Consider the following 12682-nt stretch of genomic DNA (forward strand, 5'->3'; position numbering starts at 1 on the left):
AATTTGTAAATTTCGACAGAAAAGGAATTTGCCCCGATGAACTTCTTAGCGCATATCTATCTCTCTTTTGATGATGAGGAAATAACTTTGGGTAATTTCTTTGCCGACCATATACGTGGTAACAAATACAAACATTTGCCGGACAAAATCCAGAAAGGCATCCTCCTCCACCGTGAAATCGACACATTTACCGATACACACCCTACAGTAAGACAAAGCAGCAAACGACTCCATAAAAATTACAGCCACTACAGCCGAGTGATCGTAGATATTTATTACGATCATTTTTTGGCCAAAAACTGGAGCGATTATTCGGATATGCCTTTGGATGAATACGTAGAAAACTTCTATGATCTATTGGAGGACAATTATGATATCCTCCCCATGGCCACCAAACGAATGATGCCCTACATGATTGCAGACAATTGGTTGCTCAATTATGCCAATTTAGCGGGAATCGACCGTGTGCTCAACGGAATGAACCGAAGAACCAAGAACAAGTCCCGAATGAATTTTGCCATTTTGGACCTTGAAGAACACTATACAGAATTCGAAAATGAGTTTACCTCCTTTTTCGAAGAATTAATTACTTTTTCCAACCAAAAATTTATTTCCCTATGCGAAGACTAACATTCCTCCTCCCCCTTATCTTATTCATCAATTGCAAGCAACAACCCGCAACACCTACAGGACTGGTCGCCGAAAAAGCCATGGTGGTATCAGCTCGTGAAGAAGCTTCACAATTGGCAGTCGACATCATGAAAAAAGGTGGAAACGCCTTTGATGCCATGGTGGCAACGGAACTAACCCTTGTAGTCGCCTATCCATTTGCGGGAAGCGTAGGTGGCGGTGGATTTATGGTCTACCGTAAGAATGATGGCGAGATTGGAGGAATTGATTATCGTGAAAAAGCTCCACTTGCAGCCCACAAGGATATGTATTTAGACTCCTTGGGCAATGTGATTCCAGGCATGAGCACTTCTGGAGGAACCGCAGTGGGGGTGCCCGGCACCGTGGCCGGAGTGCTCGAAGTACACAAAAAATTCGGGAAACTTCCTTTAAAGGAAATCATACAGCCTATCATCGAATTCGCCAATAAAGGCCTAGTCGTCACTGAAAATCAAGCTAACCGATTGGAAAGATATAGGGAGCGATTCATTGAGGCCAATGGCGATAGCACCAAATTTGCAGGTCCTTTTGTCGCTGGGGACACCATAAAACACCCAGCCTACGCCAAAACATTGCAAAAAATCATGGAAGAAGGGCGTGATGGTTTCTACAAAGGCGAAGTGGCACAAAAATTGGCCGCTTTTGTTCAGGAAAATGGAGGTCTGATCACAGAAGAAGATTTGGAAAAGTATGAACCCGTTTGGAGAGACCCCATCGTTTTTGACTATAAGGACATCAAAGTGATTTCCATGAGCCCACCCAGTAGCGGAGGGGTAACCATCAATCAAATGTTTAAAATGATGGAACCTTATGATGTTTCAAAATTTGGGCATAACTCCGAAAAAACCATTCAATTGTTTACAGAAGCATCCCGAAGGGCCTATGCCGACAGAAATTACTACTTGGGCGACCCTGACTTTGTGGACATTCCTTACGATGTCTTGTTAAGTGATGATTACCTTCAAGATAGAATGTCCAACTTCTCTTTTGATAAAGCCACGCTATCATCAGAAGTAAGCCATGGGGAAGTGGAAATCGTTGAAAGCGACCAAACCACACATTTCTCCATTGTGGATAGTGAAGGGAATGCGGTTTCTGTAACCTCGACGCTCAATGGAGGATATGGCTCCAAATTGTACTGTGCAGAGGTGGGCATCTTCTTAAACAACGAAATGGACGATTTTAGCGCCAAGGCAGGAGTGCCCAATATGTTCGGGCTCATTGGAGCCGAAGCCAATAGCATTGCACCGGAAAAACGTATGCTGAGTAGCATGACGCCCACCATCGTGGAGAAAGATGGTCAATTGTATATGGTAGTGGGCACACCGGGGGGCTCTACCATTATCACGGCTGTTGCCCAAACCATTTTAAATGTATACGAGTTCAACTTAAGCATGCAAGATGCGGTAGACGCACCAAGGTTCCACCATCAGTGGTTACCAGATGTGGTGGTTTTTGAACCCGAAGGGTTTTCCGAAGAGCTTAAGTCTGACTTGAAATCCAAAGGATACATCATCAATGAAGACCGCACACCCATTATTGGTAAAGTGGATGCGATTCGCGTACTGCCCGATGGAAAACTGGAAGGCGGAGCCGACAAGCGCGGGGATGACACCGCCGTGGGATATTAATTTTCTTTGAATGGAATACGATGTTGTTGTTTTGACAGACCACCGCTACGTGGCTCCACAGAAGAAGACACCCTATATTGAAAATGTGCTTCAGGAAGACCACTTGGTTTTGAAAGCTTTGGAAAATCAAGGGTTAAAAGCCATACGCATATCGTGGGACGACCCCGATTTTGATTGGTCGACCACCCAATATGCACTATTCCGAACCACCTGGGATTATTTTGACCGCTATGTGGAATTCTCGGAATGGTTGGAAAAAGCGTCCAGACAAACACAGTTCATCAATTCCAAAGAATTGATTTATTGGAATATTGACAAGCATTATCTGCAAGATTTATCCAATGCGGGATTAAACATTCCTAGAACAATATTTATAGAAAAAGGTTCAACTGAGACACTTGTCGAAGCCATAGCCAAAGCTAAATCAGAGCATGGTTTTATGGCGGACGCCTATATTTTAAAACCCTGTGTATCGGGAGCGGCTCGCCATACCTACAAAATAGGACAAGATAGGATTGTCGACCATGAATCCATTTTTCAAGAATTGGTAGCGAATGAATCCATGATGCTTCAGGAATTTCAGCACAACATTGTTTCGGAAGGGGAAATCTCCATGATGGTGTTTAATGGCGAGTTCTCCCACGCCGTGTTGAAAATTGCCAAACCCGGTGATTTCAGGGTTCAGGATGATTTTGGGGGTACTGTTCATGATTACTCGCCAAGTGCAGAACAAATAGCTTTTGCCAAAAGTATGGTACATGCCGCACCTGAGCTGCCCATTTATGCCAGAGTGGATATTTTTAGGGATAATGAAGGTAACTGGGCCTTAGCCGAATTGGAAATTTTTGAACCAGAACTCTGGTTTCGGCTTAAGCCAGAAGCCGCAAACATGCTGGCGAGGAACATTAAAGAGAAATGTTTGCTCGATGAAGTCTAGTTTGCAACACTTATATTTATATAAATATTTAAAAATGAAAAACTTACCGATCCTTCTGTTGAGTATTACCTTAGGCTGTTTTGCACAACAAACGACCACAGGAAATTTAGTTGCATTGGACGATGCTTTTTTTGACTATGTTGACGAAAATGCTAAAATAGAAGTACTGGCCGAAGGATTTATATGGTCCGAAGGACCCGTCTGGGTAAAGGACGGTGGGTTTTTGCTGTTTTCGGATGCTCCGCAGAACACCATCTTTAAGTGGCAGGATGATGAGGGAATAACAGCATTTTTAAAACCGTCCGGTTACACCGGTGTTTTGCCTTATGGTAATGAGCCCGGAAGTAATGGATTAATCATCAACAATGATGGCGAATTGGTAGCCTGCGAACACGGGGACCGAAGAATATCGAGGATGCCCCTGTCAAATGGCGGAAAAGTGACAGTGGCAGACACTTGGCAAGGCAAACGGTTCAATAGCCCAAATGATATTGTGCAAGCCTCCAACGGCACCTATTATTTTACAGACCCTCCCTATGGCTTGCCCGAACAACAAAATTCAGCTTCGCGTGAAATTGATGCTTTTGGAGTATTTAAAATAGACCCTAACGGTCAGGTGGATATGGTAATCAGTAATCTCAGCCGTCCAAATGGTGTAGCCTTGTCACCAGATGAAAAAATACTTTACGTAAACCAATCGGATTCCAACGCGCCATACATCATGGCTTATAACATTCAGCAGGATGGTTCCTTGGATGAAGGTCGTATCTTTTTTGATGCAACCTCGTTGATCGAATCTGGATTTGTGGGTTCTTTGGATGGTTTAAAGGTGGCCCAAGACGGAACCATTTTCTCCACAGGACCTAGTGGTGTATTGGTCATTACTCCTGAAGGTAAGCTTTTAGGACGTATAGAAACGGGGCAACGCACAGCCAATTGCACATGGGGCGATGATGGTACTGTCCTTTACATGACGGCACACAACTATTTAATGCGAATTCAGACCAAAACTAAGGGGACTGGTTTCTAAATGTCTACTGGGAAATCTGTTTTTTCAACTCCTCCATCGATTCTTGAAGTTGTTTCAACAGTCCTGTTTCCGTAGTGGCATCCACATTAAACGTCAACTTGCTGCTTACCTCCCAAATTTCCTGTATCTGAAAGGGTTTGATTTCATAGGGCGGATAGGTTTCGTTTAAAGAAACCAATGTGACATTGTTGGAGTTGGGTTTACGCTCAATTTTCTTTACCATAACAGAATCTTGCAACACCACTACGTACATTTTGTTCGGACTCACATGGTCGATATGCTCTATGGCACGGGCCAAAACCCAATCATTGGGTCTTAAATTGGGCAACATACTATCTCCTTCTACCTGAAAACCACGATAGGTAGCGTTCCGAAACTCCGGAATGGGCATATCAAAAGCGGGTAACTGTTGGTACCAGCTCGTATCTGCAATGTTCTGTGGATAACCTGCAGCTGCTTTGGCATTAACCATTACCATGTTGTCGTTCTCGGAATTATCAACCGTGACCACTTTGGGAATTACACTGGTTTTGGAAGTATCCAGATGTTTTTGATCACTTTCACCAAACAACCACAACGGATTGATCTTAAATTGTCGGAGCAGCTCGGATACCACCTTTCCGGATAGTTTGGTCCTCCCCCGTTCTATATCGGCCGTGGTGTTCTTTACGCCCAATAATTTAGCGAACTCGGTTTGAGTATAACCGAGTTCTCTACGAATATCGGTAAATCGTTTTAGGGTTATTTCATTTTCCATCATCAAGTCAATAATGTCATGTTGAGTACAATCGAGACATCTCGCAACTTATTTTTCACGAAAGCAATCAAACTGACAATCCATTCTCAAATATAGAAATTTTGGAATATTTCCAAAAACTTTTATGGATTATTTCCATTATTTGGATTATGTCCATATATTTGATTGGAATATTTCCAAGTTATGAATTTTGATAGGATACGTGAAAAATTGAACATATTGGCGGATGCTGCAAAGTATGATGTCTCCTGTGCCAGCAGCGGAAGTGATCGGACCAACAAGGGGAAAGGACTGGGCAATGCTTCCAAAATGGGAATTTGCCATAGCTACACCGCAGATGGGCGATGCGTGTCCTTATTGAAAATCCTATTGACCAATCATTGTATTTTTGATTGCGCCTATTGTGTTACCCGAAAAAGTAATGATGTTCCGAGAGCTGCCTTCAAGGTGCAAGAGGTGGTCGACCTTACCATCAATTTTTATCGAAGAAATTATATTGAAGGGCTCTTTTTGAGTTCTGGAATATTCAAAAGTCCCGACCATACCATGGAACGCTTGGTTTCCGTAGCCAAAAAACTACGGGAAGAGGAAAACTTTAACGGCTATATCCATTTAAAGTCAATTCCAGGTGCAAGCGATGAATTAATGTACGAAGCGGGGCTTTATGCCGATCGACTTTCCGTCAATATCGAAGTGCCCACCATTTCGGGACTCAAATTGTTGGCGCCGGACAAAAAGCACGAAGACTTTACCAAACCCATGGAAAAGGTTAGGAATGAAATTGTACGCTATACATCCGAACGTAAAATCATCAAAAGTACCCCGAAATATGCGCCAGCGGGCCAAAGCACACAAATGATAGTGGGTGCTTCCGGAGAATCGGATAAGGATATTATGTATTCGGCGACCTATTACTACAAAACGTTCAATATGAAACGCGTATACTATTCTGGCTATGTGCCCGTGACCCACGATTCCCGTTTGCCCGCCATAGGCTCACAAGTGCCCATGTTACGCGAAAACCGATTGTACCAAACGGATTGGCTATTGCGATTTTATGGCTTTTCCATTGGGGAAATATTGAACAACCAACACCCCAATTTGGATATGGATGTGGACCCAAAGCTCTCGTGGGCCTTGCGCAACCTCCATCATTTTCCTGTGGATGTGAATACAGCCGATAAGCGCCTTTTGGCCAGAATTCCAGGTATTGGAATGCGGTCAGTTGATAAAATCGTAAAGGCCAGAAAATTTAGAAAACTGAACTGGGACCATCTCAAAAAAATCGGAGTGGCCCTCAACCGTGCCCAATACTTTATGGTTTGCGATTCCCGCCATTGGGAGCGTCGTGACCTGGATGCGGATAAAATAAAAGGTATGATTCTGCAACATTCCACTGGAAAGTATCGGAATCAACACAGTACGCAATTGTCGTTGTTCAATTAAGAATTGACAATGATTTCATCTCGAAATGTCATCCTAAGCGCAGTCAAAGGAGTCTTCGGGAGATTTTATAACTAAAAAGCAAACGTTATGAATGCTTCAACAACATTAGTTTATGACGGTAGTTTTAACGGATTCTTGACCGCCGTCTTTGTTGCGTTTGATGAAAAAATCAACGTGGCCGACATACAAAAGAACAATCAATCCCAAAGTGGTCTGTTTTCTGAAACGGAAACCGTTTTCACTCATGTGGATAAAGCCAAACGCGTTTGGAACGGTATCCGCAACAAGAGTCACAATGCCATTTCCAATGTGTACTTTGCGTTTTTGAGTGAAGCGGAGGGTGTTGAAATGATGCTCTACACCTACATTCAAAAATTAATGCGCACCAAAAACGGCAAGTATTTGGACTATTCGGACAGTACCGTGCTGTACATTGCCCAGTTGGCCAAAAAAGTGGGACGCGAAAAACATCGCATGGAGGCCTTTGTAAGGTTTCAATTGACCAAGGACGAGATTTACTTTGCCAATATTGAACCCGATTTTGATGTGCTACCGTTGATCTCCAAGCATTTTCGGGATCGCTATGCCGACCAAAAATGGTTGATTTATGACATTAAGCGGAAATATGGAATCTATTACGATTTGAACCATGTGGAAATGGTATCCCTCAACTTGAAGGACATCCACCATAACAAAACGGTTAAAAGTGATGCCTTTGACACAGAGGAATATGAATATCAGACCCTTTGGAACGATTATTTTAAAAGCACCAATATTGCATCGCGTATCAATCCTAAATTACATACGCAGCACGTACCAAAACGTTATTGGAAGTATTTGAGTGAGAAGAAAGAGGCGGTTTAATTAACCCTTACTCCTCTCCCCTACAAAATGGTCATTTTTGGTCTTGAACAGCACATTAAAACTGGTCAAACTGCCATAAATACGGGTAATATATTGCTGTAGGTCCACTTTTTCTTGGTCGTCTAGGTTTTTGCTACTGTTTATTTTTTGCTCCATCACACGGATGCGGTCGCGCACCATCACAATTTTATGAAAAAAGGTCTCAATGGGCATTTCCTTGTTGGCAGTGCCATCATCAGGCTCCAAAATCAGTTTGCCACCTTTCCATTTATCGGCCATGGCCACTTTTTCATGGGTGTCACTCCACTTTTCCAGTATTTTGACCAAGGAACGTTCCACATCAAAAAAGCTCACGCTGTCCACTTCATCGGCTACACCTTCAATCACTTCAAATTGGGAATCCAAATCAATGGTTTCCAATCCGTTTTCCAAAAAGGTCACCCAATAATGCTTGGACGATACGTTGGTTACCACACCCTTTCCATATTCCGGATGGTCTATTCTGGAGCCAATGCCTAATATTTTCATAATAACATGTATTTTCTATTCTCAAATTTAGAATTTTTGGCTGTATGCCCTAACTTCGTCCTTGGTTTTATAAACCAGCATTCATGGAACCACATAAACTTAGAGCAAAGCTCGGGGAGTTGGCTTCAACTTCCATCAGTGGTAACGACATCAGTTCTTCTTGCCTGTACGTCTCCGCTTTAGCCGTTTTACATGCCGGACAATATGCATGGATCTCATTATTGATTGTCGGTGTCGTTCTTTTTTTATTTAGAAAAATTTACGGCGAAGTCGTCGGGGCCCTACCCATGAATGGAGGAGCCTACAATGCCTTATTGAATACCACCAGCAAAGGGATGGCATCTTTGGCAGCGTCCTTGACTTTATTGTCCTACATGGCCACAGCAGTCATTTCTGCCAATGAAGCCATGGCCTATTTAAAAAATATCGTGCCCCAACTTCCCGTTATTTTGGCCACGATTGGTCTATTGGCTGTCTTTATGGGACTTGTCATCATCGGTATTGGGGAATCCTCTAAAGTTGCGATTGCCATCTTTATTTTCCACCTATCTTCTTTGGTTTTATTGTCGTCCTTTGCAGGTATTTACCTTTTTGAACACGGGTGGGATGTATTTGCCGAAAACAACGCCCTTCCCGTAAAACACGGAGCGTTGCCCATGGCCTTGTTCTTTGGGTTTTCTGCCGCCATGTTGGGAATAAGTGGGTTTGAAAGCTCGGCCAACTTTGTTGAGGAGCAAAAAAAAGGGGTATTCCCGAAAACCCTACGCAATATGTGGGTTGTGGTTACTATTTTCAATCCCTTAATCGCCTTTCTGGCCTTGGCAGTATTGCCCATCTCTGACATTGAATCCAATAGTGAAGCCTTGTTATCCATCATGGGGGATCAGGTAAGCGGCTCCTGGTTGTCATTTCTGGTTTCATTGGATGCCGTACTGGTGTTGAGCGGGGCAGTGCTTACTTCCTTTGTCGGGGTGTCAGGTCTAGTGGAACGTATCACTTTAGATAGAATCCTTCCACCATTTCTTCTCAAAAGAAACAAGAACGGAAGTACCTATCGGATTGCCATAGTATTTTTCATGCTTTGCGTATCCATTCTATTGATTACCGAAGGTAACTTGGAAGCCTTGGCCGGTGTGTACACCATAGCGTTTTTGTCCGTAATGGCCCTTTTTGGCATTGGTAATATCCTGTTGAAAGTACGGCGAAAGAATCTTCCGAGACCGGAGCGTTCAGGTTGGCTATCACTCTTGATTGCCATTGCTGCCGTAATCGTGGCCTTAGTGGGCAACATATTGCTCAACCCTGATTATCTCGCTGTTTTCATGGAGTATTTTATCCCGACCATTGCGCTCGTTTTGGTCATGCTCAACAGAACAGCTCTTTTAAAATTGTTATTGCGTTTGATACGGTATTTTCTGGATCCCATCAACCGTTTTTTAGTGAAATCCTACCGAGGCATCAATCGGGTAATCGACCGCATCAACGACCAAGAGTTTGTATACTTTACCAAGAAAGATGATGTGGCCGCCCTCAACAAAGTGTTGCTGTACATCAGAAACAATGAACACACCCGAAAACTAAAGATCGTATCTGTTTTTCCTGAAGGGGAACAAGCCACCGATAACTTCGTTTCTGATTTGAAAGTGTTGGACAGGGAATATCCGGAAATCAAAATTGAGTACATCCAATTACACGGGGAATTCACACCAAAATTAATCAAGGAATTATCTGATAAGTGGAACATTCCCATCAATTTTATGTTCATTGGAAGTCCTGGGGACAAATTCCCCTACCCCCTACAGGATTTGGGCGGAGTGCGGCTCATCATTTGATGGTGGCAAATAATGGTCGGGGCAGCTTTCGTTAACAAAAACGAAACCAGAAGGCCACTTCCTTTTTACATCCCAAATCGCTACATTTGAGGTTTGCTATGATTTATGATCAATTACGAAGAACATATTGAGGTTAAGGGCGCAAGGGTCCATAACCTAAAAGATATTGATGTTACCATTCCACGGGAAAAATTGGTGGTGATCACAGGACTTTCAGGCAGTGGAAAATCCTCTTTGGCCTTTGATACCATTTACGCCGAAGGCCAACGAAGATACATTGAAACTTTTTCAGCCTACGCCAGACAATTTTTGGGTGGATTGGAACGCCCCGATGTAGATAAAATTGATGGCCTTTCGCCTGTAATAGCCATTGAACAGAAAACCACTTCAAAATCCCCTCGCTCTACCGTTGGCACCATTACCGAAGTGTATGACTTTTTACGATTGTTGTTTGCACGTGCGGGCGACGCCTACAGTTACAACACGGGCGAAAAAATGGTGAGCTACAGTGATGAGCAGATCAAGGATTTAATCATTGAATCATACAAGGACAAGAAGATAAACGTGCTGGCTCCTGTTATCAAATCACGAAAAGGACATTACCGTGAATTGTTTGAGCAGATCGCAAAGCAAGGTTTTGTTAAGGTACGGGTCGATGGAGAGATTACCGACATTACCAAAGGAATGAAGGTTGACCGCTACAAAACCCACGATATTGAGATTGTAATCGACCGCTTGAAAGTGGGCGATAGCGAAGATTTCCATAAACGCTTGAGCGAAACCATCAACACAGCGATGTACAGTGGTGACAATGTGCTCATGGTGCTGGAAGAAGGCGAATCGGTGCCAAGATATTTCAGTAGGGATTTAATGTGTCCGTCATCGGGCATCTCCTACCCCACTCCCGAGCCCAACACGTTTTCCTTTAACTCGCCGAAAGGCATGTGCCCCGAATGTAGCGGATTGGGCCACGTATTTCAGGTCAATGAGGATAAAATCATCCCAAACAAAAAAGTATCCATCAAATCAGGTGGGCTTGCTCCTTTGGGGGAATACAAAAAATCCTGGGCTTTCAAACAACTGGAAACCATTGCGCAACGCTATAATTTTGACCTAACGGATGCCATTGAAAAGATTCCGGATGAAGCCATTAACGTTATTTTGAACGGTGGTAAAGAAAGTTTTGAAGTGGATTCCAAAAGTCTCGGCGTAAAAAGACAATACAAAATTGATTACGAGGGCATTTCCAACTTCATCAAAACACAATACGAAGAAGCCAACTCCACTTCCATAAAACGGTGGGCGAAGGATTATATGGACAAAGTGGAATGTCCAGCTTGTGCAGGCTCCCGCTTGCGCAAAGAGTCACTCTACTTTAAGATAGATGGCAAGAACATTGCGGAATTGGCTCAAATGGACATTGCTGAGCTCGCCGATTTTTTCAAACATCTGGAAGACACCTTGGAGGGCAACCAGAAGAAAATTGCCGAGGAAATCATAAAAGAAATCAAAGCGCGAGTTGGGTTTTTATTGGATGTAGGACTTGATTACCTCTCCTTGAACCGAAGCTCCAAATCCTTATCCGGTGGTGAGGCTCAGCGTATCCGATTGGCCACTCAAATCGGCTCCCAATTGGTAGGCGTACTCTATATTTTGGATGAACCAAGCATTGGACTGCACCAACGCGATAACGAACGTTTGATTCACTCCTTGGAAGCACTACGCGATATTGGAAATTCCGTAATCGTTGTGGAGCACGACCGTGATATGATCGAATGTGCGGACCATGTCATCGATATTGGCCCAAGAGCGGGAAAACACGGGGGCGAGATTATTTCCGAAGGAAGTCCAAAGGAATTGATAGACCATCATACCATAACAGCCCAGTATATTACAGGTGAGATGGAAATTCCCGTACCCAAAGAACGACGCAAGGGTACGGGCAAAAAAATCACGCTTTCCGGTTGTACGGGCAATAACCTAAAGAATGTTACCGTGGATTTCCCTTTGGGAAAACTCATCGGGGTCACGGGTGTATCGGGCAGTGGCAAATCCACTTTGGTGAACGAGACCCTCTACCCTATTATGAACGCCCACTATTTTAATGGCGTCAAAAAACCGATGCCCTATAAAAAAATCAAAGGGCTGGAGCATATCGATAAGGTCATTGACATTAACCAATCGCCGATTGGCCGTACACCACGATCCAATCCTGCTACCTATACTGGGGTTTTCAGTGAAATACGGTCGCTTTTCTCCAAAACCACTGAAGCTACCATACGAGGATATAAACCTGGACGGTTCAGCTTTAATGTGGCGGGCGGTAGATGTGAAACCTGTCAAGGAGGGGGACTCAAGGTCATTGAAATGAACTTTTTGCCCGATGTGTACGTGGAATGTGAGACGTGCAATGGCAAACGGTTCAACAGGGAAACCTTGGAGATTCGATACAAAGGCAAATCCATTGCAGATGTGTTGGAGATGACCATCAACGAAGCTGTCGATTTCTTTGAGAATATTCCAAAAATTCATCGTAAACTTAAGACAATAAAAGATGTAGGTTTGGGTTATATATCACTGGGGCAGCAATCCACTACCCTCTCTGGTGGAGAGGCCCAACGCGTAAAATTGGCTACGGAACTCTCCAAAAGAGATACTGGAAACACATTTTACATCCTCGACGAACCGACCACAGGCTTACATTTTGAAGATATACGAGTGCTTATGGAAGTGCTTGACCGTTTGGTGGACAAAGGCAACACCATTTTGGTAATTGAACACAATATGGACGTTATCAAAATGATGGATCACATCATCGACATTGGATATGAAGGTGGAAGAGGCGGTGGAACGGTTGTTGCAACGGGTACACCGGAAGAGGTCGCCAAGGACAAAAAAAGCTACACCGCTAAGTTTTTAAAGAAAGAATTGGACAATACAAAGCAAAAAATTAAACGCGCCGTTTAAAAAAATACTGAACAACAATGC

General features: G+C 43.5%; 10 protein-coding genes. 8 read left to right on the forward strand and 2 right to left on the reverse strand.

Annotation, left to right across the window (positions count from 1 at the left end; all coding sequences use genetic code 11):
• Positions 1-36 precede the first annotated feature (36 nt).
• Genes EO132_RS04110 through EO132_RS04125 form a run of 4 tightly spaced genes read left to right on the forward strand, consistent with a single transcriptional unit; the run spans position 37 to position 4267 of the window.
• Positions 37-630, forward strand: a complete 594-nt coding sequence (locus EO132_RS04110) for an acyl carrier protein phosphodiesterase (RefSeq protein ID WP_127136716.1) — start codon at positions 37-39, stop codon at positions 628-630.
• A complete protein-coding gene (gene ggt / locus EO132_RS04115; RefSeq protein WP_127136717.1) occupies positions 618-2300 on the forward strand; it encodes a gamma-glutamyltransferase in 1683 nt (560 codons plus the stop codon). Before EO132_RS04110 ends, ggt begins: the two co-directional genes overlap by 13 nt.
• A 10-nt stretch (positions 2301-2310) precedes the next feature.
• Entirely contained in the window at positions 2311-3237 is a 927-nt protein-coding gene (locus tag EO132_RS04120; protein ID WP_127136718.1) for an ATP-grasp domain-containing protein, read from the forward strand.
• 34 nt (positions 3238-3271) lie between these two features.
• On the forward strand, positions 3272-4267 hold the full coding sequence (locus tag EO132_RS04125) for an SMP-30/gluconolactonase/LRE family protein (RefSeq protein WP_127136719.1): 996 nt from the start codon (positions 3272-3274) through the stop codon (positions 4265-4267).
• Between the two features lie 4 nt (positions 4268-4271).
• Here the strand turns inward: EO132_RS04125 and EO132_RS04130 are convergent, their stop codons facing one another.
• Positions 4272-5024, reverse strand: a complete 753-nt coding sequence (locus EO132_RS04130; RefSeq protein WP_127136777.1) for an XRE family transcriptional regulator — start codon at positions 5022-5024, stop codon at positions 4272-4274.
• 183 nt (positions 5025-5207) lie between these two features.
• Between EO132_RS04130 and EO132_RS04135 the strand changes: the two genes are divergently transcribed.
• Together EO132_RS04135 and EO132_RS04140 are read left to right on the forward strand one after the other, a co-directional pair.
• The gene (locus EO132_RS04135) at positions 5208-6470 is read left to right on the forward strand and encodes a putative DNA modification/repair radical SAM protein (RefSeq protein WP_127136720.1); all 1263 of its coding nucleotides are present in this window, start codon (positions 5208-5210) and stop codon (positions 6468-6470) included.
• Between the two features lie 87 nt (positions 6471-6557).
• Positions 6558-7334, forward strand: a complete 777-nt coding sequence (locus tag EO132_RS04140) for a TIGR03915 family putative DNA repair protein (protein WP_127136721.1) — start codon at positions 6558-6560, stop codon at positions 7332-7334.
• On the opposite strand, the gene EO132_RS04145 is transcribed toward EO132_RS04140, so the two are convergent.
• Complete coding sequence (locus EO132_RS04145; RefSeq protein WP_127136722.1) at positions 7335-7862, reverse strand: hypothetical protein; 528 nt, start codon at positions 7860-7862, stop codon at positions 7335-7337. It lies immediately after the preceding gene.
• 83 nt (positions 7863-7945) lie between these two features.
• Here EO132_RS04145 and EO132_RS04150 point away from each other — a divergent pair, with 83 nt between their 5' ends.
• The gene (locus EO132_RS04150) at positions 7946-9694 is read left to right on the forward strand and encodes an APC family permease (RefSeq protein WP_127136723.1); all 1749 of its coding nucleotides are present in this window, start codon (positions 7946-7948) and stop codon (positions 9692-9694) included.
• A gap of 105 nt (positions 9695-9799) precedes the next feature.
• Positions 9800-12661, forward strand: a complete 2862-nt coding sequence (gene uvrA, locus EO132_RS04155; RefSeq protein WP_127136724.1) for an excinuclease ABC subunit UvrA — start codon at positions 9800-9802, stop codon at positions 12659-12661.
• Positions 12662-12682: the final 21 nt, after the last annotated feature.

The organism is Flagellimonas oceanensis (assembly GCF_003992595.1).
GTDB classification, from domain to species: domain Bacteria; phylum Bacteroidota; class Bacteroidia; order Flavobacteriales; family Flavobacteriaceae; genus Flagellimonas; species Flagellimonas oceanensis.

Excerpts from the sequence above, each read along its gene's own strand:
- EO132_RS04110 (WP_127136716.1), top strand. The coding sequence starts at position 37 with ATGAACTTCTTAGCGCATATCTATCTCTCTTTTGATGATGAGGAAATA.
- ggt (WP_127136717.1), top strand. The coding sequence starts at position 618 with ATGCGAAGACTAACATTCCTCCTCCCCCTTATCTTATTCATCAATTGC.
- EO132_RS04120 (WP_127136718.1), top strand. The coding sequence starts at position 2,311 with ATGGAATACGATGTTGTTGTTTTGACAGACCACCGCTACGTGGCTCCA.
- EO132_RS04125 (WP_127136719.1), top strand. The coding sequence starts at position 3,272 with ATGAAAAACTTACCGATCCTTCTGTTGAGTATTACCTTAGGCTGTTTT.
- EO132_RS04130 (WP_127136777.1), bottom strand. The coding sequence starts at position 5,024 with ATGGAAAATGAAATAACCCTAAAACGATTTACCGATATTCGTAGAGAA.
- EO132_RS04135 (WP_127136720.1), top strand. The coding sequence starts at position 5,208 with ATGAATTTTGATAGGATACGTGAAAAATTGAACATATTGGCGGATGCT.
- EO132_RS04140 (WP_127136721.1), top strand. The coding sequence starts at position 6,558 with ATGAATGCTTCAACAACATTAGTTTATGACGGTAGTTTTAACGGATTC.
- EO132_RS04145 (WP_127136722.1), bottom strand. The coding sequence starts at position 7,862 with ATGAAAATATTAGGCATTGGCTCCAGAATAGACCATCCGGAATATGGA.
- EO132_RS04150 (WP_127136723.1), top strand. The coding sequence starts at position 7,946 with ATGGAACCACATAAACTTAGAGCAAAGCTCGGGGAGTTGGCTTCAACT.
- uvrA (WP_127136724.1), top strand. The coding sequence starts at position 9,800 with ATGATCAATTACGAAGAACATATTGAGGTTAAGGGCGCAAGGGTCCAT.